Here is a 25,820-nt window from a genome sequence, read left to right on the forward strand (position 1 = left end):
ACTCGACGCGCCACTGCAGCGGGTTCAGGGTAGTCCCCGGCCCTAGCATCGTCGCGTGCCCTGCTTCCGCCTGACGACCCACGTCGCGGCTCCGCCGTCCCGGTGCTTCGACCTGTCGCTCTCCGTGGACGCCCACACCGCCTCGATGGGCCGCTCGGGCGAGCGTGCCGTGGCCGGCCGGACGGAGGGTCTCCTGGGTCCGGGGGAGTGGGTGACGTGGCAGGCGCGGCACTTCGGACTGCCGTTCCGCATGACGGTGCGAGTCGTCGAGCACCGACGGCCCGAGGAGTTCGTCGACGTCCAGGTCCGGGGGCCGTTCGCGGTGTGGCGTCACCGTCATCGTTTCGAGCCGGACGGGCGCGGCGGGACGACGATGACCGACGAGATCTGCTTCCGCTCACCCCTGGGGCCGGTCGGCCGAGCGGTCGACGCGCTGGTCCTGGAGCGCTACCTGCGCCGCCTGGTGGCCTCGCGCAACGGCTGGCTGGCGAGCACCCTGGAGTCCCCGCCGGAGGCGTAGCCGGGGTCCCGGCCGGGTCGCCGGTCAGCTCGGCGCGGCGCTCACGCGCCGATGCGGCCGTCGATGCCCTCGCGCAGCAGGTCGACGTGGCCGCAGTGCCGGGCGTACTCGGTGACCATCCGCAGCACCAGCCAGCGCAGGTCGACCTCCTCGTCCCAGTCCAGCGGCCGGGCGCGGTCGTCGAGGTCGTGGGCGGCGAGGATCTCGCGGGAGACGTCGCACTCCGCGCGCCAGCGGGCGAGGTCGGTCTCCAGGTCGGCGTCGGGAGGCGGCTCGAAGTCGAGCTCGGCACCGTCGGTGACGGGGAAGAGGAGCGGGACGTCGCGGCGCTCGAAGTTCTGCTGGAACCACCAGCGCTCGCAGTCGGCCAGGTGTCGCACGATCCCGTGCAACGACAGGGTGGAGGGCGGCATCGGACGGGACCGTGCGTCCTCGTCGCTCACGCCCCGGCACTTCAGCTCGACCGTGGCGCGGTAGTACTCCAGGTAGGCGGTCAGCGCCTCCCGCTCACCGGCGACCCGAGGGATCCGGGGCCGGTCGTCGTCGGCCCAGCCCGGCGCGAAGTCGTCGTCGCTCAGGCCGGACTCGGCCCGCACCGTGCTCTGTGCGGGGGTGGCTTCCATCCTCCTGACTGTGGCGGATCCGGGGGCGTGCTGTCCAGGGCGCGCCCCCCCACCTGGCGGTCGTCCGCGACACCCGCCACCATGTGGTCGGTGAGGACCGGCGGCAAGCAGCGAGCCCGATGAGCCCGGCGAGTCCGCGCGCGATCCACGCCGGGTCGCTGGGCGCCTGGCTGCTCAAGACCGACCCGCGGGTGACCCCCGTCGACGACCTGCTGGTGAGCGGGTTCGCCGCCGTCGCCACCAGGTGCGTACGCCGCAGTTACCGGACCGACCTGATCGCCCCCGGGCAGCCGGTGCTGCTGTGGGTCAGCGGCGGCGACCGGCGCCATCGCGCCGGCCTCTACGCCCAGGGCCGCACCACGGGGCCGGCGACGCTCGACGACGAGGGCGGGCTCGTCATGCCGGTCACCCTCCGGGCCCTGCCCCGGCCGGTGGGCCGCGACGAGCTGCTCGCGCACCCCGCGCTCCGCGGCGCCGAGGTGATCCGGATGCCCGCCGGCAGCAACCCGTCGTTCCTCACCCTCGCCCAGCTGGACGCGCTGGTGCTGGGGTGGCCGCAGGTCGACCCGGCGACGTCCTGACCGGACGTCTCAGTCCAGCGGGTCGTGCCGGTAGACCAGGTGAGTGACGTGCGGCGTCGTCCGGGCCGAGACCGGCGTCATCGCCAGGTCGTCGACCCCGTCGAGGACCCGCAGGCCGGCGCCGACCGTGAACGGCACGACGTGCAGGCGCAGCTCGTCGACGTCGCCGGCGGCCAGGTAGGCGTTGAGCGTGCTCACCCCGCCGGCGATGGACACATCGCCCTCCCCGGCGGCCTCGCGGGCCAGCGCGAGCGCGGCGTCGTAGCCGTCGGTGACGAAGTGGAAGGTGGTGCCGCCCTTCATCCGCACCGGCTCCCGCGGCCGGGAGGAGAGCACGAAGACCGGGGCGTGGTACGGCGGCTCGTCGCCCCACCAGCCCGTCCACCCCAGGTCCCACTCGCCGCGATCGGGCCCGAACATGTGCCGGCCCATCACGTAGGCGCGGGCCTGCACGATCGCCTCGATCTCCGCGGCGCTCTCGTCGTGGTGCTCGAACATCCAGGTGTGCAGCCGGTGGCCCACGTGCGGTCCGAAGGGGTGCTCCAGCGACTGGTCTCGGCCGGCCCCGACCAGGTCGAGGGAGACGGCCATGTCCGCGGTCACGATGCCCATGAAGAGACGCTAGGGGCCCCGCGGCCGGCGGCGCCACCCCCTGAGGCCGGGAGGGCTACAGCCGGCCGGTGAGCCGGCCGTGCCGGGCGGCGCTGGCCTCGTCGAGGCCGATGATCTCCACCGCCTTGCCGCGCCGCTCGTACTTGGTGGTGATGGCGTCGAGCGCGGCGACGGTGGAGGCGTCCCAGACGTGCGCGGCGGAGAGGTCGATCACCACCCGCGCCGGGTCGCCGGCGTAGTCGAACTGGGTGTAGAGGTCGTTGCTGGAGGCGAAGAAGAGCTCGCCGGTGACCCGGTAGACGGCGATGGCGCCGCCCTCGTCGAGGGTGCGGTGGGTCTCGGTCAGGTGCGCCACCCGCCGGGCGAAGAGGGTCATCGCCACCAGGACGCCGACCCCGACGCCGATCGCCAGGTTGTGGGTCCACACGGTGACCACCACCGTGGCGACCATCACCAGGGTCTCCGAGAGCGGCATCCGGCGCAGCGTCGCCGGCGCGACGCTGTGCCAGTCGAAGGAGCCGACGGCGACCATGATCATCACCGCCACCAGCGCGGCCATCGGGATCAGGGCGACGAGGTCGCCGAACCCGACGACCAGCACCAGCAGGAAGAAGCCCGCGAGGAAGGTGGAGATCCGGGTGCGAGCCCCGGAGACCTTCACGTTGATCATCGTCTGGCCGATCATCGCGCAGCCGCCCATGCCGCCGAAGAGCCCGGTGATCAGGTTGGCGCCGCCCTGGCCCCACGCCTCCCGGGTCTTGTCGGAGCCGGTGTCGGTGACGTCGTCGACCAGCTTGGCGGTGAGCAGCGACTCCAGCAGGCCGACCAGGGCCATCGCCAGCGCGTACGGCGCGATGAGCTGCAGCGTCTCGAGCGTGAACGGGACGTCGGGCAGGAAGAGCGACGGCAGGCTGTCGGGCAGCTCGCCCTCGTCGCCGACGTTCGGGACGTCGACCGCGGCCAGCACGGTGAAGGCGGTGAGCAGCGCGATGGCGACCAGCGGCGCCGGGACGGCCGTGGTGAGCCGGGGCAGGCCGACGATCACGGCCAGGCCGACGGCGACCATCGGGTAGACCGGCCACGGCACGTCGACCAGATGGGGCAGCTGCGCCACCAGGATCAGGATCGCCAGGGCGTTGACGAAGCCGACCATCACCTGGCGCGGGATGAACCGCATCAGCTTCGCCACCCCGGCCACGGCGAAGGCGATCTGCAGCACGCCGCCGAGCAGCACGGTGGCGATCAGGTGGTCCAGGCCGTGGTCGCGCATCACCGGCGCGATCACCAGCGCCACCGCCCCGGTGGCCGCGGAGATCATCGCCGGCCGCCCGCCCAGGAACGAGATCGAGATCGCCATGGTGACCGAGGCGAAGAGCCCCACCCGCGGGTCGACGCCGGCGATGATCGAGAAGGAGATCGCCTCCGGGATCAGCGCCAGCGCCACGACCAGCCCGCCCAGCGCCTCGGTGCGCAGCAGGCGTGGGGAGCGCAGGGCGGTGCGGACGGTGACGTCGGCGGCGGGGGAGAGGGTGGTGCTCACGTGGCTCCGTTTCGAGGACAGGGCGGACAGGCCCGTCGGGCAGGGTACGAGGCGACCGGGAGCGGGTCTGCCGTCGTACCGTCCTCAGTGGTCCTCGCCCCAGTTGGCGACCAGCACCGCCACCGGCGGCAGCACCGCGGCGACCACGGACATGGCGACGGCCGCGGACGTGGACCAGAGCCGGACCAGGTTCCACGCCAGCAGGATCAGCACGAGGCAGGTGCCCATCAGGGCGAGGTACCAGCGCCGGCGCCGCCGCAGGCGCGCACTCTGGGCCTCGCGGGCGGTGCTGACCGTGAAGCGGGGGCGGTCCGGTCCCATCGGTCCACCTTGCCACGCGGTCTGCGTCTCCGGCGAGGTGACGGCGAGCTCCTCCAGCCAGGCCCGCCAGGCCGGCTCCTCGCGCTCGGCGTAGCCGGCGGCGCCGCGGACCTCGACGTCCGTGCCCTGCTCGCCGAGGTCGAGCTCGCCGGAGAGCGACTTCCAGAGCGCGTCGGCGGTGCCGGGGAGCTCGGTGCTGACCTCCTGACGCTGCGCCGTTGCGACGCGCCAGGGGTCGGTCACGCTCGGGAGGCCGCGCGCACCAGCTCCGCCGCGGCGAGGTCGATCTCCTCCGTCGTGGTCCAGCGCCCCAGCGAGAGCCGCAGCGCGCCCAGGGCACGGTCCCGGTCGGCTCCCATCGCGGTCAGCACCGGCGACGGAGTGTGCTCACCGCTGTGGCACGCCGACCCGGTCGAGGCCGCCACCGTCGGCGCCGAGTCGAGCAGCTCGTGGCCCAGCACGCCGCTCACGCTGACGTTGAGCGTGTTCGGCAGCCGATCGCGCTCGGGTCCGTTGAGCCGGACCCGGCCCGGCAGCCCGTGGTCGAGTGCGTGGTGCAGCCGGTCGCGCAGCGCCGCGAGTCGCTGCTCGGAGCCTGAGGCCAGGTCCTCGGCGGCCAGCCGTGCCGCCGTCCCCAGGGCGACGATGAGGGCCACGCTCTCGGTCCCCGCACGGAGTCCCGCCTCCTGCCCGCCGCCGTAGACCACCGGCTCGAGGTCGATCCCGGCACGCACGTAGAGCGCCGCGATCCCCTTGGGGGCGTACATCTTGTGTCCGACGACGGTGAGCAGGTCCACGTCCAGCGCCTCCACGTCCAGCGGGATCTTCCCGGCCGCCTGGGCCGCGTCGCAGTGGAGGAGCGCGCCGTGCTCGTGGGCGATCGCCGCCAGCTCCGCGATCGGCTGCAGGGCACCGGTCTCGTTGTTGGCGGCCATCACCGAGACCAGCGTCCGCTCGCCGGCCCTCGCCCCGGAAGAGGGCTGCTCCAGCAGCCGGGCCAGCAGGGCCGGCTCCACGACGCCGTCGTCGGCGACCGGCAGGAGCGAGACCCGGGTGCGGTGGTGTCGTGCGAGCGCCTCGCAGGTGCTGAGGACCGACGGGTGCTCGGTGGCCTGGGTGATGACGTGCGTCCGCGGTGCCGACGCGGAGAGCACGCTGCCGCGCAGGGCCAGCAGGTTCGCCTCGGAGCCGGAGCCGGTGAACACCACCGTCCCTCCCCGCTCTCGGGCGCCGATCAGCGCGGCCACCTCCGCGCGGGCCCGTGCCACGGCCCGCTGCGGCTCGGCCCCGAATTCGTGCGAGCTCGACGGGTTGCCGAAGTGGTCCTGGAGGTAGGGCAGGGCCGCCTCGGTCACCGCCGGATCGACCGGCGTCGTGGCGTTGTGATCCAGGTAGACCGTGCGGCGGGGCGCTTCGTGGGGCCGGGTCATGACCTACACCGGCGCCAGCGGGCTGTGGGGGCCCTCGGGCAGGGTCACGGTGATCGGCTGGCCCGGCGCCACGTCGCCGCCGCGCTCCACGACGGCCATCACCCCGGCCGGTACCTTGCTGAAGCGGTGGGTCTCGTCGCGGCTGACAGCGACGAGGCGGGGCGTGGGCATAACGCCATCCTGACACCGCGGACCCTCATCGGCCCCCGGTGGCGGGCGATCCCGCGGAGCGCCGGACCCGCCGCCACTCCCAGGCGGCCAGGGAGGCCAACAGCACGGTCAGGACCCGGCTGCTCCAGCTGCCGTCGGGCGGAAGGGCGAGGGAGCCGGCGAGCACGGCCAGCCCCGAGTGGAGCCACGCCTTGCGCCGGGTGCGGTTGGCCCGGTCCACGGGGAAGTGCGCCGCGTAGTCCTCGGGGCGTCCGAACTCCTCCTGCAGCGTGGTGCCGGCCTCGAGGGCGTGGGCCTGTGCCTCGGCCACCAGGGTGCGCACCCGCGACTCGGGCATGTCGGCGCGCAGACGCAGGACGCCGGCCAGCACCCGCAGCCACTCCTCGTCGTCCCGCGGCGCGCGCCAGGTGGCGGGCTCCTTGCCCGGGAGCAGGCTGTCCAGGACCCGGCCCGCCAGCGCGCACGCCAGTGCCAGCAGGACGAGCTGCCAGGCGCCGGCCTGCCCGATGGGGTGCTCCCTGCTCCACCAGATCAGCAGGGCGGTGAGGAGGCTCCCGCCCACCATGACCGTCCCACCCACCGCGATCGCGACGCCGACCGGACGTCGGGCCAGCGTCTTCTCCCAGGCGGTGAGGGCGCTCACCATCACCAGCCCGCCGAGGACGGGGAAGCCGAGGAGCCCGAGTTCGTAGTCGAGCCCCCAGCCCTCCTGGGCCACCCCCACGACGAGGAAGGTGACGGCGAGCCCGGCGGCCAGGTACATGCCGATCACGGCGACGTCGCGCCACCTGCTGCTCGGTTCGGGGATGACGGAGGGCAGGCCCTGGCTCCGGCGCTCGGCGAGCTGCCCGTCCACCCACTCACGAGGCTCGCCGAAGAGCTCGACGGGGGAGTCGCCGGTCTGGTCGATCAGCACGCGGGCCTCCTGGAGGATCTCGTCGCGCACCGGTGCCGCCACGTGTGCGAGCACCAGTCCGAGCCGGGCTTCGTCGAGCCAGTGCTCCAGGTCCGCGGATCGCTCGTCGGCCTCGTTCATCGTGTCTCCCCCGTCGTGGTCGATCCGGTGCCGTCGCCGGCCATGGCGCTCAGCGTCTCCGCGAGCTCGCGCCACAAGGTGAGCTCCTCGTGGAGTCGGGCGCGACCGGCGGCGGTCAGGTGGTACTCCCGCTTCCCCGGGCCCCCCGTGCCCTCGACCCAGGCGGCCTCGACGCTGCCGGCCTCCTCCAGCCGGTTGAGGACCGGGTAGAGGGAGCCGCCCTTGAGCACCCCGAAGCCGTGCGCCGCCAACTCCTGGGCGATGGCATACCCGTGCCGGGGCCCCCCGGTCAGGCTGCCCAGCACGGCCAGATCCAGCCCGGCCCGGATCCAGGGCATCGGCCAGCGAGGGGTGTCGGTCACGTATCTAAGTATGCAGCATATCTAGATAGATGTCAGCACTCAGGATCTCCGGTCAGGGGTCGGCCAGGGGATCCTCGGCGGCGTCTGCGCCGGGCCCGGTCGCCGGCTCGGCCTGACTCCATGTCAGCACGCTCGACGTGGGCCCAGACAGCGTCGACCCGTCGCAACGCCCACGACCGGGCCGGTCATCGGCTTATGGTCACGCCATGACGAGGGGGCTGACGAGACACGCGATGCAGGCGGCAGTCGCACTGGTCGCGCTGGGCGGCTGCGCCTTCGTCGAGCCCGGTCCCTCGACGGCGGAGCCCACGAGGGCCACCCAGGCGCCGCCCCTGCCCAACGCGTCGGTGGCACCGCACGGCACGGCGTCCGCGCTGCTGGCGACCCTGGAGACCAAGGGCCGGGCGCCGATGACCGGATACGACCGGGCCCGGTTCGGCCCGGCCTGGCTCGACGCCGACCGCAACGGGTGCGACACCCGCAACGACGTGCTCGCCGCGCACCTGGTCGACCTCGCCTTCGAGCCCGGGACCCGCGACTGCGTGGTCACCTCCGGGACGCTCGCGGATCCCTACACCGGGAGCCGGATCGACTTCGTCCTCGGCCACGGTGCCCTGGTCGACGTCGACCACGTGGTGGCGCTCGGCAACGCCTGGGCCACCGGCGCCTTCGACTGGGACGTCCGGAAGCGGGCGGCGCTGGCCAACGACCCGCTCAACCTGCTGCCCGTCGACGCGGGGGTCAACCGCCAGAAGCGGGACGGCGACGCCGCCACCTGGCTGCCGCCGCGCCGAGCAGTCCGCTGCGACTACGTGGCCCGTCAGGTGAGTGTGAAGGCGAAGTACGAGCTGTGGGTCACCCCGGCCGAGCGCGCGGCGATCGAGCGGGTGCTGACCGGCTGTCCGGAGCAGCCCGCCACTGCTGACTCGGGGGCGCCGGTGCGCGTCGACCACGACCTCACCGACCCGGGCGCCCCGGCCCCGCCCGCCCCCGGGGGCGCCCGCCACCTGGAGAACTGCACCGCGGCGCGAGCGGCCGGGCTCGCGCCGGTCCGCCGCGGCGACCCCGGCTACGGCCCGCACCTGGACGGCGACGGCGACGGCGTGGCCTGCGAATAGGCCGTCGAGCACCTTGCGTGCATCAGGCGAGTGACTACTCTAGAGTGGCTACTCTATGAATCGCTCGCCGCGGACCACCCCGTCCTCCGCACCGCCTGGCCGCACGGCTGGCCGGCGGGGGTGGCTGCCCTGGCTGGTCGGGGTGGTGGGCCTCGTCATCGCCTACTCGCCGATGTGGCTGCCGCGGCTGAGCCGGGCGGTCGGCGTCGAGCCACCGCTACCCGGTCCCGCGTCGTCGATCCCGTGGAACGTGCTGGCGGTCGCGTGCCTGCTCGCCTACGTGCTGCTCGTCGAGCGTCGTCCCCTCGCCTCGATCGGCCTGCGGCGTCCGCAGGGGAAGGAGGTCGAGTGGGCGCTCTACCTGTTCGGCTTCGCCATGACGTGGCAGTGGGTCGTCCTGACCTTCTGGCCTCCGGAGGAGGACTCCGGCACGGCATCGATCACCTCGCTGCCGATCATCGCCGTCCTGGCAATGATCGTCTCCGCGGCCGTCTGCGAGGAGATCGTCTATCGCGGCTATCCGATCGAACGCCTCACCGAGCTGACCGGACGTCGCTGGGTCGCCTTCGCGCTCACGATGCCGCTCTTCATCGCCCCACACGTGGCGTTCTTCGGTCCCGCATGGCTCTGGACGAGCGGCGTCGGAACCCTTGCGCTCTACGTCCTCTACGCGCGGACGCGGAACCTGCCGGCCTGCATGCTGCTGCACCTGTGTCTCAACCTCCCGATCCTCATCCCGACGATCGCCCAGCGCGTCGGCGGATAGGTCGGACAGCGGCGCGGGCGAGGGCCGGCCCCTCGCCGTAGACGCGGTGGGAAAAAACTCGAGGTTCGTTGTCGAAGGAGCGCCCGGTCGTTCGACGTGTGTGCGAGAAGCATCTTCCAGCAACCAGTAGGAGTGATCGAGATGCCGCGTTTCATGGGGTTCGTGAGGATGGAGGAGGGCGTCAGCACGCCGCCCCCGCAGTCGCTGTTCACCGCGATGGAGGGATACATCGGTGAGCGCGCCGCGAAGGGGGTGTTCCTCGACGGTGGCGGGCTCTACGGCACCGAGGACGCCGTCAACTTCGTGGTCCGCCAGGGCGAGGTCAGCCGGGTCGACGGGCCGTACGCCGAGGCGAAGGAGGTCGTCGGCGGGTGGTCCCTCCTGCAGTACGACACCCTCGAGGAGGCCGTCGCCGACCAGCAGCTCTTCGCCGACCTGCACGCCAAGCACTGGCCGGAGATGACCGTGGTCGCGACGCTGCGCCAGGTCTCGGAGGCGCCGGGCGACTGAGCAGCGGGTGGTCGCGACGGGGGTTCACTACGCTGCACAGGTGCCGGCAGAGCAGACCGACGACCCCCAGCAGGCCGTCGTCGCCGCGTGGCGGGCCGAGTCGGCCCGCCTCGTCGGCGCGCTGACCCGGATGACCCGCGACGTCGACCTCGCGGAGGATCTCGCCCAGGACGCGCTCGTCGCCGCGCTCGAGCAGTGGCCCGAGAGCGGCGTGCCCGACAACCCGGGCGCCTGGTTGATGACGGCCGCGAAGCGACGGGGCATCGACCACTTCCGGCGCGCCGAGGTGCTGCGCCGGCGGGTCGCCGAGCTCGGGCGCGCCGGTGTGGGGGAGGAGGAGGCGATGCCCGATCTCGACTCCCAGATCGACCACGTCGAGGACGACGTCCTGCGGCTGGTCTTCCTCACCTGCCACCCCGTGCTCACGGCCGAGTCGCGCGCGGCGCTGACGCTCCGGCTGGTGGGAGGGCTCACCACCGCCGAGGTCGCGCGAGGGTTCCTGGCGTCGGAGAAGGCGATGGGACAGCGGATCTCGCGGGCCAAGAGGACCCTCGCCGAGGTGCGCGCCGAGTTCGACCTGCCCACCGGAGCGGAGCGGGCCAAGCGCCTCGACGACGTGATGACCGTGATCTACCTGATCTTCAACGAGGGCTACACCGCCACCGCCGGCGAGGACTGGATGCGGCCCGACCTCTCCCACGAGGCGATCCGGCTGGCGCGGATGCTGGCGGCGCTGACCCCGGACGACCCGGAGGTGCTGGGGCTGCAGGCGCTGCTGGAGCTGCAGGCCTCGCGGGCGGCCGCCCGGGTCGACGACTCCGGCGCCCCGGTGCTGCTGGAGGCGCAGGACCGGGCCCGCTGGGACCAGTCGCTGATCCGGAGCGGGAGCGAGGCCCTGCGCCGGGCCGAGCGCCTGGCCGCGGGCGGCAGACCGGTCGGGAAGTACTTCCTGCAGGCCTCGATCGCCGTGCAGCACGCCCGCGCGGAGCGGGCGCAGGAGACCGACTGGCGGCGCATCGCCGCCCTCTACGACGTGCTGGCCGACGCCGCCCCCGGCCCGGTCGTGGAGGTGAACCGCGCCGTCGCGCACGGTCGCGCCTTCGGCCCCGACGCCGGCCTGGCCGTGGTCGGGCGGTTGGGCGACGACGCGCTCGGCGGCTCCGCCCTCATCCCGAGCGTCCGCGGCGACCTGCTGGAGCGGGCGGGGCGCCACGCCGAGGCGGCCGCGGCGTTCACCCGGGCTGCCGCACTCACCCAGAACGAGCGCGAGCGGGCGCTCCTGCACGGGCGGGCGCAGCACAACCTGCGTGGCGGGCCGCACGCCCCGCGAAGCGGCTGACGGACGGACCCGAGGTCTGAGCCACCGGTCACCTGGACCGAGGCCGCGCGTCAGCCGGACGGGGTCCGCGACTCGTCGCGCCGGGTGCGCAGCCCGGCGCGCGACCGGTACGCCGCGGTGCTGTTCTCGTGGGGGAACGGCAGGTCCGGGACGGGGACGCCGAGCGCGCGGCTGAGCGGCTCCCAGCCGTCGCCCGGCTGCCACTCGACCAGCCGCTCGGGCGGCACCTCCGCGCGGACCTCGGCGTTCCACCGGTCGTAGCCGGCCACCACGTCGCCCGGGGCGCCGGCGTCGGGGAGCAGGTCGCGGAAGATCGCGCGGAAGAGCGGCACCATCGGGCCGGTCTCCGGCCGGCCCGCGATCGCCGCGACCCAGACGGGCGCCTGCTCCGGATGGGCGAAGACCTCGCTCATGTGGTGCACGGGTGCGCCCAGCAGGTGCTTGAGCGCCTCGCGGAGCGACGAGGTGCCGGTGCGCGGCAGGCCGGCGCCGATCAGTCGCAGGGTCACCCGGCGAGCGTAGGGCTTCCGGGTCACCGCCGCGGTCGCCAGCCCGGCGGGTGCACGCCGGGCAGCAGGGGCTGGGGCCCGGCCGTCAGGAGGTGGTGGTGCCGCCAGGCCCAGTGCACGAGCAGACCGGCGGTCACCGAGCCGAGCGAGCCGAGCGCGAGGTCGCCCAGCGTGTCGGCGTACCTGTCGACGGCGCCCGAGGTGCTGAGGAAGGCGTAGTACTCGGCGATCTCCCAGCCGAGCGCCGCGGTGACGCCGAAGGCGAGGGAGCGCTCGAGCACCTGGCCGCGGGTCGCCCGCGGCGGCAGGGTGAGGAGGATGAAGGCGGCGGTCAGCACGCCGGTGTTGACGAAGTGCATCAGGTCGTCGAACCAACGCACCGTGTCGTAGAGGTCCATCCGGTTGCCGAGGGTGTCGGTGAAGCAGGTCAGCGTGACCATCAGGTCCACGACCCACGGGAACGTCACCCAGTGGCGCCAGCGCAGGAACCAGAGGGCCGGGACGACGAACGCCGCCAGCGGGTAGCCGACCGCCCGGGCGGTGGAGCCCTTGCCCTCGAGGTGGCCGAGCTCGGGGTAGCGGAGCGCGGTGATCAGCAGACCCACCAGCATCACCTTGGCCGCGACGTCCAGGACGATGACGGCGACCGGACCCGGCACGGGGGTTCGGACCGAGAGGGAGGTGAGTTCGCTCACACGACCCACGCTAGCCAGATGCGACCAATGCGAGCCTCCGACGCGCTGCACCGCACGGGCCGGCGCGGTGCGTCGGACGCACTCGCCGGGGCGGACCGGAATAGTCCCCCCGCGCCGGACCGTTGGCCCGTCATGACCGCCACCCCGATCTCGATCCTCGACCTTGCCCAAGTAGGAGCCGGAGACACCGCGGCGGACAGCTTCCGCGCCAGCGTCGAGATCGCTCGGCTCGCGGAGCGCACCGGCTATCGCCGGGTCTGGTACGCCGAGCACCACAACATGCCGACCATCGCCTCCTCGGCGACCGCCGTCCTGATCGCCCACGTCGCCGCGCACACCTCGACGATCCGGCTCGGCGCCGGCGGGGTGATGCTGCCCAACCACTCCCCGCTGGTGATCGCCGAGCAGTTCGGCACCCTGGCCACGCTGCACCCCGACCGGATCGACCTGGGCCTGGGCCGCGCGCCCGGCAGCGACCAGAACACGATGCGCGCCCTGCGCCGGGACCCGAGGTCGGCCGACTCCTTCCCCACCGACGTGCAGGAGCTCCAGGGCTACCTGACGGGCCACTCGAAGATCCCGGGCGTGGACGCCATCCCCGGCAAGGGGACGGACGTGCCCCTCTACATCCTCGGCTCCTCGCTCTTCGGCGCCCAGCTGGCCGCCGCCCTGGGCCTGCCCTACGCCTTCGCCTCGCACTTCGCCCCCCAGGCCCTGACCCAGGCGGTGGCCACCTACCGGAGCAGCTTCCAGCCGTCGGAGCAGCTGGCCGAGCCCTACGTCATCGCCGGGGTCAACGTGGTCGCGTGCGACTCCAGCGAGGAGGCGCACGCGCTGCTGCGTGAGTCCCAGCGGCTGCGGGTCAGCCAGCTCGTCGGCCGGGGCCGCACCTTCAGCGACGCCGAGGCCGACGCCGTCCTCGACTCCCCGTCGGGGCAGCAGATCAAGCAGATGAGCCACTACACCGCGGTGGGCGACCCCGCGGAGGTGCGCGACTACCTCGACAAGTTCACCGTGCACGCCGACGCCGACGAGCTGATCGTCGCCTCGATGGCGCGCAGCACCGAGGCGACGCTGCGCTCCTTCGAGATGGTCGCGCAGGTGATGGAGCTGGCGGGGTGACCCGCTGACCGCCCTCGGCGACGGCTAGGAACCGGCGTAGTCCTGCAGGAAGAGCGCCAGGACCAGCGCCATCCGCTCGATCTCGGAGGGATCGACGCTCTCGTTGGGGGCGTGGATCAGCGTCTGCGGCTCCTCGACGCCCATCAGCACCTGTTCGGCGTCGGGGTAGGTCTCCTCGAACACGTTGCACAGCGGGATCGATCCACCCTGCCCGAGGAGGACGGGATCCCGCCCGTAGGCCTGGCTCATCGCGGCGCGCATCGTCCGGTAGGCGGGCCCGTCGGTGCGGGCCCGGAACGGCGCCCCGGTGAACTCGGTGATGCACTCGACCGAGACGCCCCACGGAGCGGCCGCGCGCAGGTGGTTGGCCAGGGCACGCTCGGCCTGGTCGGGGTCGGTGCCCGGCGGGATGCGGAGGTTCAGGCGGGCGCTCGCCGTGGGGGTGATGGAGGCGCTGGACCCCACCACGGGCGGGCAGTCGATCCCCACGACGGTGAGCGCCGGTCGGGCCCACAGCATGTCCGACACGCTCCCGGACCCCAGCAGGGACTCCTCGTCCCCGATCCCGATGTCGCTGCGGAACGCCTCCTCCGAGTACGGCGCCCCGTCCCAGACCTCGTCGTGGGGCAGGCCGGCGACCGTGGTGTCCCCGGCCGCGTTGCGCAGCGAGGCCAGCATGGCGACCAACGCGGCCAGGGCGTCGGGGGCGGCTCCCCCGAACACCCCCGAGTGCAGCTCGGTCGGCAGCGCGTCCACCCGCACCACCATCTCGACCAGGCCCCGCAGGCTGGCGGTGATCGCCGGCTGCCCGACCGCCGCGTTGCCGGTGTCGCAGACCAGGATGGCGTCGGCGCGGAGCAGGTCCGCGTGCTCGGGCACGTACCGCTCCAGCCCGCCGTCGCCCAGCTCCTCGGACCCCTCCACGACCAGCTTGAGGTTGACCGGCACGTCGTCGCCTAGGGCCCGCAGCGCCGCCAGGTGACTGACGATGTTGCCCTTGCAGTCTGCGGCGCCGCGTCCGTACCAGCGCCCGTCCACCTCGGTCAGCTCGAACGGAGGCGTCCGCCACGCGGCGTCGTCGAGCGGTGGCTGCACGTCGTAGTGGCTGTAGAGCAGCACCGTCGGCGCAGCGGGGCCGGGACCTGGCCGCGAGCCCACCACCGCCATGCTTCCGTCCGGCGTCTCCTCGAGCCGCGCGTCCTCGAACCCGACCGCGGCGAACGCGTCGCGGACCCACTCCGCAGCCCGCGTGCACTCCTCGACCGGGAACTGTCGTGGGTCGAACACCGACGGGATCGAGACCAGCTCGGCCAGCTCGGCACGCGCCTGGGGCATCAGCTCGGTGATCCGGGTCTTGAGGTCCATCTGGCCACTCACCTTTCAGGTGGTCGTCCCCTTGTCATGTGGCCGTCGCTGGTGGACGGCGCCAGGAACGCGGCGGCGTCTTCCAGCGTGCCTCGCGCTGCGCGGTGTCGTCCAGGGACATCGGTGATCACCCATCACGGGCAGCGCGCAGGCACTCGTCGCGCCGCCCGGTGAGAAGCGTCCGCTCCGCCTCGTTCCCGGTGAGCGCCAGCGCCTCGGCGAAGGAGTCCGCGGCCTCGCGGTGCCGGCCCGCGCGGGCCAGCAGGTCGCCGCGAACGCTGGGGAGCAGGTGTGAGCCCGGCAGGGCGGCCGGGTCGACCGCGTCGAGCACGGCCATCCCGGCCTCCGGGCCGAAGGCCCGTCCGTGCGCCACCGCCCGGTTGACCTCGACCACAGGTCCGGGAGCAGACGCCGCGAGGGCGTCGTACCAGCCGGCGATCCGGGGCCAGTCGGTCTCCTCGGCGGTCCGCGCCCGGGCGTGACAGGCCGCGATCTGGGCCTCGAGCAGCACCGGACGGCCGGCGGCGTCGGTGCGGGCGGGGAGCCGGGGGGCCTGAAGCTCCAGCAGTGCCTGGAGGCCGTGCACGTCCGGGTGCCGGGGCTCCAGGACGGCGAGCATCCGGGCCAGCCGGATCCCCTCGTGGCACAGGTCGGGCCGCACCCACGCTTCGCCCGCGGTGGCGGTGTAGCCCTCGTTGAAGATCAGGTAGACCACCGACATCACGTCGTCGAGCCGCTCGGTCCGCTCGCGGCCGACCGGCAGGTCGAGGGCGAAGCCGGCCTCGGCGAGCGTCCGCTTGGCGCGGGTGATCCGCTGCCCGACGGCCGACTCCTTGACCATGAGGGCGCGGGCGATCTCGGCGGTGGTCAGGCCGGCGACCAGCCGCAGGGTCAGCGCGGTCCGGCTCTCCGGGGTCAGTGCCGGATGGCAGGTGAGCAGGATGAGCCGGAGCACGTCGTCCTCGACGTGGTCGACCGCGGCGTCCAGGTCGGGCATCTCGGCCTCCTGACCCTCGGGCATCGCGTGGCCCAGCTCGGCGGTCTTCGTGCGCAGCGCGGCGTTGCGGCGGAAGGTGTCGACCGCGCGGCGCTTGGCCACCGTCATCAGCCAGGCCCCTGGGTTCGCCGGGATCCCGGCGTCCGGCCACTGCTCGAGGGCAGCGACCAGGGCGTCCTGGGCGAGGTCCTCGGCCAGGTCGAGGTCGCGGGTGACCCGCACGAGCGCGGCGACCAGCTGCGTCGACTCCCGCCGCCAGACAGCGGTGACGCGCGCGTGGACGACCGGGTCCGCGTCGCTCCCCATCCAGGCAGCGTAGGGGAGCGACGCGGAGCCCACTCAGGATCAGGCCTGCGGGGGCGGGGCGTCCCAGATCCGGCGCACGACGACCGAGCCTGCCACCCGGGCCAGTGCTGCTGGTGCAGCTCGACCAGGCGGCGCGCCTCCTCGACCGCCTCCGCGTGGTCCCGGAACTCCAGGACGGAGTAGCCGCCGACGATCTCCTTCGCCTCGGCGTACGGCCCGTCGGTGGTGGTGACCTTGCCGTCGGCCAGGCGCACCTCCGTGCACTGCTGGCCGCCGTCGAGGAAGACCCCGGCGGCGACCGCCTGGGAGATGTGCTCCTCCATGGCCTTCATCAGGGCCTCGGGCGGGTCGACGTCCTTGGACGGGTCCATCTGTACGAATCCCATGTAGCGCATCGTCGTGTCCTTCTCTCGTCTCTCGGCTGGTGGTGCTTGCGCACCTCTCAGCAGGACGTCGAACGGGCACGGAGGGATCCGACATCGGCTCCGGACCTTCCTCGCCGGCTACAGGAGCAGCGTCAGAAAGACGCTGTGCGGGTCCTCCCGGTAGCTTCCGAAGGGACCGCACGGCACGAACCCGGCCTTGCGGTACAGCGCCCGCGCGGGGGCGAAGAAGTCCATGCTGCCCGTCTCCAGGGACACCTGCGCGACCCCGCGTGCTCGAGCATCGGCAAGCAGGTGCGCAAGCACCTGGCCGGCGATCCCCTGACCCCGGCGCCGAGGATCGGTGCGCATGCTCTTGAGCTCCTCGTGGTCCGGTGCCAGTGCCGCAAGGGCGCCGGTCGCCACGATCGAGCCGGAGTCGTCGTACGCCACCCGGAGCCGGACCCCAGGCGCCCGGAGGCTGTCGAGGGCGAGCGCGTGCCGGCTCTCGGCCGGAGCGGTGGGCGCCATGTCGTCCAGGTGTTGCTGGAGGAAAGTCCCGAGCGCGGGGTCGTCGAAGTCTGCTGGCCGGATCTGCACGGCGCGATCGTGCCCGACCCGTGTTTCGCCCGGATTTCGCCCGGTCGGGGAGACTGCGTGCCATGACCTCCCCGCAGACGAGCACCCCCACCAGGACCTCCTCGTACGCCGCCCGCCTGGGCGTGGCGGCGCTGGTGCTCGCCCTGGTCGCGGCGGGGATGTGGTTCGCCTGGCTCGGCTGGGACCAGGAGTACTACCTGGTCGACGGCGAGCGGCAGGGCCCCTACCGTCCGTGGCAGGTGATCGGGTGCGGTGCCTCGATCGCGGTCGCCTCGGTGCTGGCCCTGCTGTGGGTGCGAGCGGCCGGACCGGACAGGCGGGGCGGAGGAGCCGCGGCGGCCGTGGCGCTCTCGCCTGCTGCCGTCTTCGGCTTCGCGGTGCCCTGGGCGGCCGAGGCCGCCTCCTCCGACGACTCCGGCCTGTGGGCCGTCGGGCTGGTGCTGCTGGTCGTCGGCGGCGGGGCGGCGCTGACCGGGCTACTGGGCGTCGCGGCCTTGATCGCGCGCCGGCGCTGACCCTCGCTCGCAGCTGCGACGCACCGAGGCACGGCAGGTGTCCCGGCCCTGGCCGCCGTCGGCGACCTGTCGCGTGCGGGTGGGCGGCGGGTGGTCGAAGACCTTCTCGCTCAGGGTGGCCATGGTGATGCTGTCGGCGCCCGCCTGACCGCGGACGGCGGCGGCGTGGGCCCGGGTGAAGATCCGGTCGGTGCCGGCGCCGCCGGTCACCAGGACCCGCCTGCTGGCCACGACCTGGACGTCGTCCGCCCCGCCGCGGGCGTGGACGGTCACCGAGTCGCCGGTGGCGCTCAAGCGGTCGGGGCCCCGGGTGCCGACCAGCCTGAGGGTGCCGCCCGGCCGGAGGCTCTTGACCCGGAGCCGCTCGAAGTCGAGCAGGGGCGCCGTGCTGGTGGCGCAGCGCAGGTCGCGACCCATCCGGACGACCGCGTCGCGGCACTCGGTGGTCAGGGTGATCCCGTCGGTGCCCGGGCCGCCGTCCAGGGAGCGGAGCCGGAGGCCGGCGCGGCTCGTGCCGGTGTTCACGTTCAGCACGAGCCGGTCGTTGCCGCCGCCGAGTCGCACGTCTCCGATCGTGGGCCGGTCGATCTCGACGACCTCGCGGTCCGCTGAGCCGATGAACGAGATCGTCGGCGAGGGGGCGGCGGCGTACCAGAAACGGAACCGGCGCACCGTGCCGGTCCAGGTGAGCACCTGCTCGCCGTCCACGGTGCCGCGGCGAGCGGTGTTGTCGAGCACGAACTCGCCGGTCATCGGCGGCTGCGGTGCGTCCAGCCACAGCGTGGCATCGGCGGCCGCCGAGACGTCGATCAGCCCGTCGGGTGCCATCGGGCCGCCGTAGGAGACCGCCAGACCGCCACGTCCGAGCGTGATCCGGTCGGCGTTGAGCTCCCCGCCGGGTGCGAACGAGGACACGGTGTCCCTCCCGTCGCCGGTGTCGATGACGTCGCGGTGGGGGACACCGGCGGGCTGCCGCTTCCCCTCCTCCTCCGCGTGGACCGTCTCGGGAGTCGAGTTGCCCTGGAAGGTGTCGTTGCCGGTGCCGAGCTCCACCCACATGGACTGGTGCCTGTAGGTGGTCGCCTCGTTGACCACGACGTCGTCGCCCGGCCCGGCGTCGACCCAGCCGAAGGGCAGCTGGGAGTCGCGGGAGTTGACGGTCCAGTAGGGCAGGGTCAGGCAGATCGTGTCGTCCCCGCCCAGGGCGTCGAACCTGGCCCAGTTTTCCGGCTCCATGGCGACCACGTCGTCCCCCTCCGTCCCGGTCAGGACGTCTAACGAAGCGACGATGGTGACCGGCTTGCCCAGGCAGGTCGCGGCGGCCTGGGCGCCGGCCGGCGGTGGCGCCAGGGGCAGCGCGGACGCGACGCTCGCCAGAGCGACGGCTGGGAGCAGGGCAAGGTGCGGACGCTTCACAAGGACCCCCGTCGTACGTGTCTTGCCGTCGGCTGCTCGTGCGACGGCGTCACATCCGACCACGCCCGGGTGGCGCGGGCAAGGGGTGCGGTGTGCCGTGCTCGTCACTGAGACGTCCCGCCGGTCGACGCACGTCCGGGCGATCTACCCCTACGCTTCGTGCATGTACGCACGGGGGATGGGACTGCAGGCGGCGGCGCTGTCCGCGGCGCTGGTGACGACGGTGCTGGTGACGACTGCGCTGGGGGGACCGGTCGCCGCGGCGACCTCCTCCGAGGCCGCGGCTCCGCCGGGTCAGGAGCCACAGGTGCTCGCCGAGCGCGGCATGACGTTCTCGCCGAACGGCGACGGGGTCCGCGACCGGCTCGCCGTCCGGTTCGAGCTGCCCGTCGCCACGACGGTGCGGATCCGGGTGGCCCCTTTCGACGAGAAGATCGCGCCGTTCACCCGCGTGCTCGGGCGGAAGCCGGCAGGCCGCCACACCTGGACCTGGAACGGTCGCACCCCGCAGGGCAGGCTGGTGCCTCACGGGTACTACCGCGTCGAGGTCATCACGCCGCAGGGTCGCGACGACGCTTCCGCCTCAGCCGATCTGAAGTTCGAGGGCTACCTCGGCGTCCAGGAGCGGTACGGCGCGAAGAAGGACGTGGTGCCCAAGGTCTACCCGCGCTCGGTCGACGTCCGCGACCGGGTGCTGCTGGGCGCCGGCGGGTGGACCGACGGCATGAAGCGCGGGGTCGTGACCTTCCACGACGACGACGGCAGGGTCGTGCTGCGACGCGAGGTCCGTTTCCGACCGAAGTGGCACACCGACGTGGCGTGGGAGGGGCGTGACGCCCGCGGGGTCCCGCTGCCGCCGGGGCGCTACGTCGCCACCCTGTCGGGCACGGACAGGGTCGGCAACCGGGGTGCCACCAAGCCACTGAAGCTGTGGGTCTCCCAAGACGCGCTGGTGTGGCGGGAGGAGACGCGGACCATGGCCGCGCAGGAGGCCTGGGCTCCGGGTTGCTTCGGCAGCACGTGGCCGGAGTGCTGGGCATACCTCCCGCAGGGCGAGGTGACGCCCAGCGTCCGGTTCCCCGGCGGGCTGACCCACCGGGCCGACCCCGACGACGACGTCTTCGGGGCGGCGGAGTCCAGCTACTTCGTCCCGGTGCCGAAGGCGGTGCGCGGGGTGGATGCCGTCCGGGTCGCCTTCGCTGGGGAGCCGACCAATCCCGGCGAGACCGACCGCGCACATCTGACCGTCCACTCCTCCCGGACGGACGCCACCGTGGTGTCCTCCAGCAGCGCGGCGCAGACCCAGTGGGACGAGGACCCGGTCTTCGGCGACGGCCAGGGGTGGAGCAGCCGCACGAAGCGTCTGCCTCCCGGCGCCTGGTGGGAGTTCTGGACCGAGGGGGACGACGCCTTCGACGTCGCCACCTTCACCCTGGACCTGCGCTACCTGGTCGTCGAGAAGAAGAAGTAGCCGGAGCCCGGAACGCACGACCGGCGCCGACCCCCGAAGGGATCGACGCCGGTCGGCGTGCAGGGGATGCCGCGTCAGCTCACCGCGTCGAGGGCGTCGACCATGCCCTCACCGAAGTAGCTGTTGTCCGCGTCCGTGCCGACGCACGGCGCGCCCGCGGTGGTGGTGCCGCACGGCTTGTCGTCGGCCTGCGCGCGCAGCCGCTCGATCATCTGAGCCGGCGTGAGCCCGGGGTGGGCGGACTTCATCAGGGCCAGCACCCCGGCGACGTGCGGGGAGGCCATCGAGGTGCCGCTCTTGGTGCCGTAGCCGTTGTCGCGCACGATCGTGGAGAGGATGGTCGAGCCCGGGGCGGCCACGTCGATGGAGCCGAGGCCGCGGTTGGAGAAGCTGGACAGCCGGCTGTCCATGGTGCCGGCCGGGAACCGCTGCACCGAGGAGACGGTGACGACGCCGTCGAACTCGCCCGGCACCTTCTTGCAGGTGTCGTTGAGGGTCCGGGTGATCGGCGTGCTGTCGTTGGGCGCGCTGGTGTCGACGGTCTTGTTGGCCAGGTCGTAGGAGGAGTTGCCGGCGGCGGCGGCGTGCACGACGCCCCGGTCGGTCGACCAGGCGACGGCGCGGCGGACCGCCTCCATCGCGGCGTACTGGTCGGGCTGGTCGCCGCACCAGAACTGGAACGGGTCGACGTAGTAGCTGTTGTTCGTGACGTCCATGTTGCGCTGACCGGCCCACACGAAGCCGCAGACGGCGTACTCCGGGTAGATGTAGCCGTCGTCGTTGACGACCTTGACCGAGGCCATCCGCACGTTGGGGGCGACGCCGACGATGCCGACGCCGTTGCGGGCGGCGGCGATGGTGCCGGCCACGTGGGTGCCGTGGTCGCTGGTGGTGGGCGCCCACGCCTCGGGCGACTGGTCGGGCCGGCCGGCGTCGGCGCAGTTGACCGACTCGGAGACGTCGAGGTTGGCGACGAGGTCGGGGTGGTCGGCGTCGATGCCGGAGTCGAGGACGCCGACGAGCACGTTGCGGTTGCCCTCGGTGATCCGGTGGGCCTGGTCGGCCTTGATCATCTGCAGGTCCCACTGCTCGTTCTCACGCGGGTCGGCGACCGTGGCCACGGTCGCCTCGGCGCCGATGTCGCCGTTGGCGGGCTTCTTCGCGCCCTTCTTGTAGCCGGACGCGCCCGGGCCCCAGCTCACGCCCAGCTCGGACGGGGTGCCCTCGGAGACCGGGACGGTGCGGGTGGCGCCCACCGACTCCAGCTTGTTGCCCGCGGCCTTGCGGACGTCGTCGCGGAAGGAGGCGACGTCGGCGTGCGCGACGACGACGCCGATCTGCGGCCAGCTCTGGACGACGACCCCGCCGGCCTTCTCGACCGCGCGCTCGAGCTGCTTGGTGTGGCCCGGGTTGGCGTTGCGGGCGTTGAGCACGTAGCTGGACAGCACCCCGTCGGGGGTGGCGATCGGCACCGGCGTCGAGACGGGCTGGTCGGCGGCGGTGGGGGCGGCGCTGGCGCCGAGGTTGGCACCGGAGACCGCGACGAGCGCCGCGGCGAGAACTCCGGAGGTGGCGAGGGCGAGCGCAGGCATGCGCCGCATGGGCCGAGGGGCCATGGGGGATCCTTCCGAGAGGTGAGCGAGCGCCCGAGCGGACGCAGGGCGTCATCTTGCAACGCCGGGGTGAGCGGCGTCACTGGCGGGGTGCCACGCCCACCTCGCCGAGGAGTCGCTCACGCGGGCGCGGGCGGCGCCCTCCGGGTCCGGCTAGGGTCGAGGGGTGCAGATGAGGGTGGTCTCCCTTCGCCGCTACCCGGTCAAGTCGATGGGTGGCGAGTCGCTCCCTGCCGTGACGCTCGACCCCCGGGGGCTGGCGGGTGACCGCTGGTACGCCGTCGTGGACGCGGACGGCCACCTCGCGTCGGGCAAGGACAGCCGACGCTTCCGCCGGCACGACGAGGTCTTCGACTACGCGAGCAGCACGGCTGACTCCGGCGAGGTGCTGGTGACCGGCGGGTCGGGCAGGTGGATGGTCGGCGACCGGGCGCTCGACGGCGAGCTGAGCCGGGCCATGGGGGCCGATGTCCGGGTCCTGCCCGAGGGAGGCGTCCCGCACCAGGACGACGGTGCGGTGTCGCTGGTCGGCACGGCCACCCTCGACTGGTGCGCCGCCCGCTGGGGCATCGACCCCGACCCCCGCCGGCTTCGGGTGAACATCGTGTTCTCCTCGACCGAGCCGTTCATCGAGGAGCAGTGGGCGGGCACCACGATCACCGTCGGCGACGCGGCGCTCCGCGTCGTCGAGCGCATCCCGCGCTGCCGGATGATCGACGTCGCCCAGGACGGCGCGGCCGCCGACGGCCGGTGGCTCAAGCCGCTGGCTCAGGAGCGGGACATGTCGCTGGCGATGTACGCCGACGTCGCGGCGCCGGGGTCGATCAGCGTCGGCGACGAGGTGGTGCCGGGCGGCACGCGCTGAGCGGGGCCGGCGCTTCCGTCCGGGTCGCGCTACTCGATGCCCGCGGCCCTGTCCAGCTCCTGGAGCAGGTCGTGGGCGGCGGTCTCGGCCTGCTTGTGCCGCCACTCCGCGGCCCGGTAGATGCAGGCGATCAGGCCGCTGCGGTGGACGCGACGGAAGTCGCCGTAGACGAACGCGCAGCGCCCCTTCGTCCCGTCCTTCACGCCCACCCTGAGCCCGAGGTGCCAGGCGGCGTAGTCGCCCCAGCCGTGCCGCTCGAGGAAGGCGTTGCCGGCGTCCGCGTCGGGTTGCACGTCGCCCCACTCGCTGTCGAGGACGTACTGCCGGGCGGCGATCAGGTCGCGCGCCTTCGCGACCGCTGCTTCGTTGACCGCGTAGCGCGCCATGGGGACCTCGAGCTCCTCGACCGGACCGGGCTGCTCATCGTGGCACGAGGGAAGGGCCGAGCGCCCTCCCGAATCGTGGTGATGTGCCGCCGTGCGTCGTGGTCTGTCAGCCGACGCAAGGGCTTGGGCGAGTGCGGGCGCGAGACCGGCGGGAGATAGCGGCTTGACGAGGCGTTCGTGCGAGGACAACGTGGGTCTAGAGCGCACGCAGACCGTGCCACCGGACGAGAGGGCCCGACCATGCCCACCTTCGAGATCACCGCGATCGGCACGGTCCAGAACTCCCGCACCGACATCCAGGACTCCGACCACTGGGGCAATGTCCGCAGCACGATCGTCGTCGACGAGCGGTTCGGTGACGCGTGCCTCCAGGGCCTGGACGGCTTCTCCCACGCCGAGGTGCTCTTCGTCTTCGACCGGATCCCCGAGGTCGTCGGCCACCAGGAGCCGCGTCCCTACCGGGGAATCGTCCACCTCCCGCCGATGGGCGTCTTCGCCGGGCGCGGGCCTCGACGGCCCAACCGGATCGGCGTGAGCGTCTGCCGGATCGAGTCGGCCCGCGGCCGCGAGCTCACCGTCGTGGGGCTGGACGCGGTCGACGGCACACCGGTGATCGACCTCAAGCCGGTGATCGCCCAGTTCTTGCCAGACAACGCCCAGCAGCCGGACTGGGTCACGGCCGTGCTCTCGGACTACTTCAGAGCCTGAGACGACATGGCGGTGGTCGACGACGTACGGCACCTCGGCTCCGAGCTCGAGCGCTCGTACGAGGTCTACGTGCACCGGCGGCTGAAGTTCCGGGTCGGCCAGCTCGTCTACGTCGCCTTCTCCCTGGACGAGAGGGTGATCGGGTTCGCGTTCCCGCGGGAGGAACGGCCGGCGCTGGTCGCGAGCGACCCGACGAAGTTCCGGATGCCCTCGCAGGGCGACCTGCGGTTCAACTGGGTCGAGGCCGACCTGGCGGCACTGGACCCGGGCGAGGCCCGCGAGCTCGTGGTCGACGCGTGGCGGATGGTAGTGCCACAGAAGCTGTCTCGCGCCTACGACCTCACCCATCCCGACGGCCCGGGTGCGTAGCACTTCCGACGACGACGGCGCCGCTCCTAGCCGACGGCGACCACGAAGACCACGTCGTCCGGCTCGGCCGGGTCGGTGCCGAGCACGGTCACCCGGTGGGTGCCGGGCTCGACGCCGATGGCGTCGTACTCACGCCCGTGGACGTCGCGGATGGCCAGCTGGCCCTCGGACTCCAGCTCGAAGTCGCCCAGGTGGTCGAGGTCGTGCCGGTCGACGATCGCGGACTCGGTCGAGGGCACGACCTGCACCTGGACCGCCCCGAGCTGGGTGTCGCGCAGGCCGACCGCGAGGCAGTCGCGGGTGGCCACGACGTTGGCGTCGCCGAACGTGGTCGGCGGGGTGAAGTCCTCCCGCCCGACGAGCAGGACCACCGGATAGCTGGGACGGATCTGGGTGCTCACGGCGTCAGCATCGCAGTGCCCACCGACACGCCACGGGCGCCGGGTCCCGCCGCCTGGGCTGCGGTGCGCACCCCCGCACACCGACCGGGCGCGGTCGCTTCCCCGCTGCCGAGACCGTGGGGACGGACCCGGAGACCTGGCGCTGGGTGCTCGAGGTGGTGACCTGTGCGGCCGGGGCGCTCGAGGCGCCGGTGACTTCCGGCTGAGGGGCCTCGTCAGCCGACCGGGTCGGTGATCACGATGGCCCGCTCCCGAAGCACCGGGGCGTGCACCTCGCTGACCTGCCCGAAGACGATCGCGTCCTCCACCTGCGTGAAACGGCCCAGCGCCTCGCGCGACTCGATGACCTGGGCGGCGACGTCCGGGGGCAGTCCGCAGACGGCACTCAGCTGCTGGGCGCTGACCTCGTTGAGGTCGATCAGGCCGCCGTCGTCGTAGCCGTGCCGTGACTCCGGGCGGCCGATCCCGAGCTCGCGTGCCATCAGCGGGTCCCGCGCGGCGAGCTGGCGCGCCTCGGCCCTCCGGCGACGGGCCTCCTCGACGGCTGCCATCGCGCCGGCGTTGCCGACCGGCGGGGCCGAGACGACCCGCGGGAGGTAGACCTCGCGGCGGAGGCCGATGAGCAGGATCGTCGCGACGAGCATCACCGCGAGCGCCATCATTCCGCCCGCGTCGGCGGCCCAGCCCGTCGGTGTGCCCTCGGCGTCCTCGGGCGAGGTGCCCAGCAGGATGAAGGACACGAGACCTGCCGCGGCGAAGGCCGCGCCGACCTTGCGCAGGTGGGGCCGGTCCAACCGGGAGGCCGCGTGGAAGAACGGCACCGCCGAGAACAGGCCGGCGGAGGCGATCGTGATGACGAAGTACCACCACCCGCGCCCTCCCTTGGCCGGGGCAGCCGGCGCCGGAGGCGGCGGAGGAAGGAGCGCAGGGGCGGCGCGCTGCGCCGTCCAGGCCGTCCCGTCCCAGTAGCGCTGCTTGGATCTGTCGACCGGATCCGGGTACCACCCGGCAGCGTGCGTGCTCATCCTGATCCCCCCAGTGTCGCCTGCCCGAGAGGTTAGCCGGAGGGCTCGCGCGAGACCGAACAAGCAGGCCGACCCGCGTCAGTCGGCGGCGCCCTCACGGCCGTCACCCACCGCGACGCGGGGGCCGTCACCGACCCGGCCGAGGCCGACCAGGTGATGTGGGGGC

General features: G+C 73.3%; 30 protein-coding genes and 1 pseudogene. 12 read left to right on the forward strand and 19 right to left on the reverse strand.

Annotation, left to right across the window (positions count from 1 at the left end):
* Positions 1-55 precede the first annotated feature (55 nt).
* Positions 56-520 carry an SRPBCC family protein gene (locus AC4BGE_RS08125; protein ID WP_490574936.1) on the forward strand — a complete coding sequence of 155 codons (465 nt, stop codon included), beginning with the start codon at positions 56-58 and terminating at the stop codon, positions 518-520.
* A gap of 41 nt (positions 521-561) precedes the next feature.
* Here the strand turns inward: AC4BGE_RS08125 and AC4BGE_RS08130 are convergent, their stop codons facing one another.
* Positions 562-1,143, reverse strand: a complete 582-nt coding sequence (locus AC4BGE_RS08130; protein WP_490574937.1) for a DinB family protein — start codon at positions 1,141-1,143, stop codon at positions 562-564.
* A gap of 119 nt (positions 1,144-1,262) precedes the next feature.
* Between AC4BGE_RS08130 and AC4BGE_RS08135 the strand changes: the two genes are divergently transcribed.
* Positions 1,263-1,724, forward strand: coding sequence for a hypothetical protein (locus AC4BGE_RS08135; protein WP_490574938.1), 462 nt, complete (start codon positions 1,263-1,265; stop codon positions 1,722-1,724).
* Between the two features lie 9 nt (positions 1,725-1,733).
* Here the strand turns inward: AC4BGE_RS08135 and AC4BGE_RS08140 are convergent, their stop codons facing one another.
* From AC4BGE_RS08140 to AC4BGE_RS08170, 7 genes are all read right to left on the reverse strand, one after another.
* Positions 1,734-2,336, reverse strand: coding sequence for a dihydrofolate reductase family protein (locus tag AC4BGE_RS08140; protein ID WP_490571060.1), 603 nt, complete (start codon positions 2,334-2,336; stop codon positions 1,734-1,736).
* A gap of 55 nt (positions 2,337-2,391) precedes the next feature.
* Positions 2,392-3,876: a SulP family inorganic anion transporter gene (locus AC4BGE_RS08145; protein WP_490574939.1), complete on the reverse strand. Its 1,485-nt coding sequence runs from the start codon at positions 3,874-3,876 to the stop codon at positions 2,392-2,394.
* Between the two features lie 84 nt (positions 3,877-3,960).
* The gene (locus AC4BGE_RS08150) at positions 3,961-4,440 is read right to left on the reverse strand and encodes a DUF3099 domain-containing protein (RefSeq protein ID WP_490574940.1); all 480 of its coding nucleotides are present in this window, start codon (positions 4,438-4,440) and stop codon (positions 3,961-3,963) included.
* Positions 4,437-5,627, reverse strand: coding sequence for a cysteine desulfurase family protein (locus tag AC4BGE_RS08155; RefSeq protein WP_490574941.1), 1,191 nt, complete (start codon positions 5,625-5,627; stop codon positions 4,437-4,439). Before AC4BGE_RS08155 ends, AC4BGE_RS08150 begins: the two co-directional genes overlap by 4 nt.
* Before the next feature lie 3 nt (positions 5,628-5,630).
* Positions 5,631-5,798, reverse strand: a complete 168-nt coding sequence (locus tag AC4BGE_RS08160; RefSeq protein WP_490574942.1) for a hypothetical protein — start codon at positions 5,796-5,798, stop codon at positions 5,631-5,633.
* 25 nt (positions 5,799-5,823) lie between these two features.
* On the reverse strand, positions 5,824-6,834 hold the full coding sequence (locus tag AC4BGE_RS08165) for a hypothetical protein (RefSeq protein WP_490574943.1): 1,011 nt from the start codon (positions 6,832-6,834) through the stop codon (positions 5,824-5,826).
* Positions 6,831-7,196, reverse strand: coding sequence for a PadR family transcriptional regulator (locus tag AC4BGE_RS08170; RefSeq protein ID WP_490574944.1), 366 nt, complete (start codon positions 7,194-7,196; stop codon positions 6,831-6,833). The genes AC4BGE_RS08165 and AC4BGE_RS08170 overlap by 4 nt, the downstream gene beginning before the upstream one ends.
* Before the next feature lie 233 nt (positions 7,197-7,429).
* Between AC4BGE_RS08170 and AC4BGE_RS08175 the strand changes: the two genes are divergently transcribed.
* The 4 genes from AC4BGE_RS08175 to AC4BGE_RS08190 all read left to right on the forward strand — a co-directional run bounded on the left by AC4BGE_RS08175 (position 7,430) and on the right by AC4BGE_RS08190 (position 10,929).
* Positions 7,430-8,314: an excalibur calcium-binding domain-containing protein gene (locus AC4BGE_RS08175; RefSeq protein WP_490574945.1), complete on the forward strand. Its 885-nt coding sequence runs from the start codon at positions 7,430-7,432 to the stop codon at positions 8,312-8,314.
* A 55-nt stretch (positions 8,315-8,369) separates the two neighbouring features.
* The gene (locus AC4BGE_RS08180; RefSeq protein ID WP_490574946.1) at positions 8,370-9,080 is read left to right on the forward strand and encodes a CPBP family intramembrane glutamic endopeptidase; all 711 of its coding nucleotides are present in this window, start codon (positions 8,370-8,372) and stop codon (positions 9,078-9,080) included.
* Positions 9,081-9,221: 141 nt separating this feature from the next.
* On the forward strand, positions 9,222-9,590 hold the full coding sequence (locus AC4BGE_RS08185) for a YciI family protein (protein WP_490571051.1): 369 nt from the start codon (positions 9,222-9,224) through the stop codon (positions 9,588-9,590).
* A 40-nt stretch (positions 9,591-9,630) separates the two neighbouring features.
* Positions 9,631-10,929, forward strand: a complete 1,299-nt coding sequence (locus AC4BGE_RS08190) for an RNA polymerase sigma factor (protein WP_490571050.1) — start codon at positions 9,631-9,633, stop codon at positions 10,927-10,929.
* Between the two features lie 50 nt (positions 10,930-10,979).
* On the opposite strand, the gene AC4BGE_RS08195 is transcribed toward AC4BGE_RS08190, so the two are convergent.
* Both AC4BGE_RS08195 and AC4BGE_RS08200 read right to left on the reverse strand, forming a co-directional pair.
* Positions 10,980-11,438, reverse strand: coding sequence for a sulfotransferase family protein (locus AC4BGE_RS08195; RefSeq protein ID WP_490574947.1), 459 nt, complete (start codon positions 11,436-11,438; stop codon positions 10,980-10,982).
* Positions 11,439-11,461: 23 nt separating this feature from the next.
* Complete coding sequence (locus tag AC4BGE_RS08200; protein WP_490571048.1) at positions 11,462-12,133, reverse strand: DUF2238 domain-containing protein; 672 nt, start codon at positions 12,131-12,133, stop codon at positions 11,462-11,464.
* A 132-nt stretch (positions 12,134-12,265) separates the two neighbouring features.
* Between AC4BGE_RS08200 and AC4BGE_RS08205 the strand changes: the two genes are divergently transcribed.
* A complete protein-coding gene (locus AC4BGE_RS08205; protein ID WP_490574948.1) occupies positions 12,266-13,255 on the forward strand; it encodes an LLM class flavin-dependent oxidoreductase in 990 nt (329 codons plus the stop codon).
* A 24-nt stretch (positions 13,256-13,279) separates the two neighbouring features.
* Here the strand turns inward: AC4BGE_RS08205 and AC4BGE_RS08210 are convergent, their stop codons facing one another.
* From AC4BGE_RS08210 to AC4BGE_RS08225, 4 genes and pseudogenes are all read right to left on the reverse strand, one after another.
* On the reverse strand, positions 13,280-14,620 hold the full coding sequence (locus AC4BGE_RS08210; protein ID WP_490574949.1) for a dipeptidase: 1,341 nt from the start codon (positions 14,618-14,620) through the stop codon (positions 13,280-13,282).
* 127 nt (positions 14,621-14,747) lie between these two features.
* Positions 14,748-15,923 (reverse strand): RNA polymerase sigma factor, encoded by a 1,176-nt coding sequence (locus AC4BGE_RS08215; RefSeq protein ID WP_490574950.1) that lies wholly within the window; start codon positions 15,921-15,923, stop codon positions 14,748-14,750.
* Positions 15,924-16,063: 140 nt separating this feature from the next.
* Positions 16,064-16,318: pseudogene (locus tag AC4BGE_RS08220) on the reverse strand (YciI family protein); the annotation flags it as partial.
* Positions 16,319-16,426: 108 nt separating this feature from the next.
* Entirely contained in the window at positions 16,427-16,885 is a 459-nt protein-coding gene (locus AC4BGE_RS08225; RefSeq protein ID WP_490574951.1) for a GNAT family N-acetyltransferase, read from the reverse strand.
* Positions 16,886-16,947: 62 nt separating this feature from the next.
* On the opposite strand from AC4BGE_RS08225, the gene AC4BGE_RS08230 reads away from it, so the two are divergent.
* Positions 16,948-17,400 (forward strand): hypothetical protein, encoded by a 453-nt coding sequence (locus tag AC4BGE_RS08230; RefSeq protein WP_489965316.1) that lies wholly within the window; start codon positions 16,948-16,950, stop codon positions 17,398-17,400.
* Here AC4BGE_RS08230 and AC4BGE_RS08235 read toward each other — a convergent pair.
* The gene (locus AC4BGE_RS08235; RefSeq protein ID WP_490574952.1) at positions 17,362-18,816 is read right to left on the reverse strand and encodes a hypothetical protein; all 1,455 of its coding nucleotides are present in this window, start codon (positions 18,814-18,816) and stop codon (positions 17,362-17,364) included. The genes AC4BGE_RS08230 and AC4BGE_RS08235 overlap by 39 nt on opposite strands.
* Before the next feature lie 163 nt (positions 18,817-18,979).
* Between AC4BGE_RS08235 and AC4BGE_RS08240 the strand changes: the two genes are divergently transcribed.
* Positions 18,980-20,287, forward strand: coding sequence for a flagellar hook assembly protein FlgD (locus AC4BGE_RS08240; protein ID WP_490574953.1), 1,308 nt, complete (start codon positions 18,980-18,982; stop codon positions 20,285-20,287).
* Positions 20,288-20,361: 74 nt separating this feature from the next.
* On the opposite strand, the gene AC4BGE_RS08245 is transcribed toward AC4BGE_RS08240, so the two are convergent.
* Positions 20,362-21,903 (reverse strand): S8 family peptidase, encoded by a 1,542-nt coding sequence (locus AC4BGE_RS08245; protein ID WP_490574954.1) that lies wholly within the window; start codon positions 21,901-21,903, stop codon positions 20,362-20,364.
* A gap of 169 nt (positions 21,904-22,072) precedes the next feature.
* Here AC4BGE_RS08245 and AC4BGE_RS08250 point away from each other — a divergent pair, with 169 nt between their 5' ends.
* Entirely contained in the window at positions 22,073-22,765 is a 693-nt protein-coding gene (locus AC4BGE_RS08250; protein WP_490571040.1) for an MOSC domain-containing protein, read from the forward strand.
* 29 nt (positions 22,766-22,794) lie between these two features.
* Here AC4BGE_RS08250 and AC4BGE_RS08255 read toward each other — a convergent pair whose 3' ends face one another.
* Complete coding sequence (locus AC4BGE_RS08255) at positions 22,795-23,151, reverse strand: hypothetical protein (RefSeq protein WP_490574955.1); 357 nt, start codon at positions 23,149-23,151, stop codon at positions 22,795-22,797.
* Positions 23,152-23,391: 240 nt separating this feature from the next.
* Here AC4BGE_RS08255 and AC4BGE_RS08260 point away from each other — a divergent pair, with 240 nt between their 5' ends.
* Together AC4BGE_RS08260 and AC4BGE_RS08265 are read left to right on the forward strand one after the other, a co-directional pair.
* Complete coding sequence (locus AC4BGE_RS08260; protein ID WP_490574956.1) at positions 23,392-23,859, forward strand: SAM-dependent methyltransferase; 468 nt, start codon at positions 23,392-23,394, stop codon at positions 23,857-23,859.
* A 6-nt stretch (positions 23,860-23,865) separates the two neighbouring features.
* Entirely contained in the window at positions 23,866-24,228 is a 363-nt protein-coding gene (locus AC4BGE_RS08265; RefSeq protein ID WP_490574957.1) for an MmcQ/YjbR family DNA-binding protein, read from the forward strand.
* Positions 24,229-24,254: 26 nt separating this feature from the next.
* On the opposite strand, the gene AC4BGE_RS08270 is transcribed toward AC4BGE_RS08265, so the two are convergent.
* Complete coding sequence (locus tag AC4BGE_RS08270) at positions 24,255-24,629, reverse strand: hypothetical protein (RefSeq protein WP_490574958.1); 375 nt, start codon at positions 24,627-24,629, stop codon at positions 24,255-24,257.
* A gap of 215 nt (positions 24,630-24,844) precedes the next feature.
* Positions 24,845-25,654 carry a DUF2510 domain-containing protein gene (locus tag AC4BGE_RS08275; RefSeq protein ID WP_490574959.1) on the reverse strand — a complete coding sequence of 270 codons (810 nt, stop codon included), beginning with the start codon at positions 25,652-25,654 and terminating at the stop codon, positions 24,845-24,847.
* Positions 25,655-25,820 lie beyond the last annotated feature (166 nt).

Source organism: Nocardioides sp. Z50_6, from assembly GCF_058215755.1.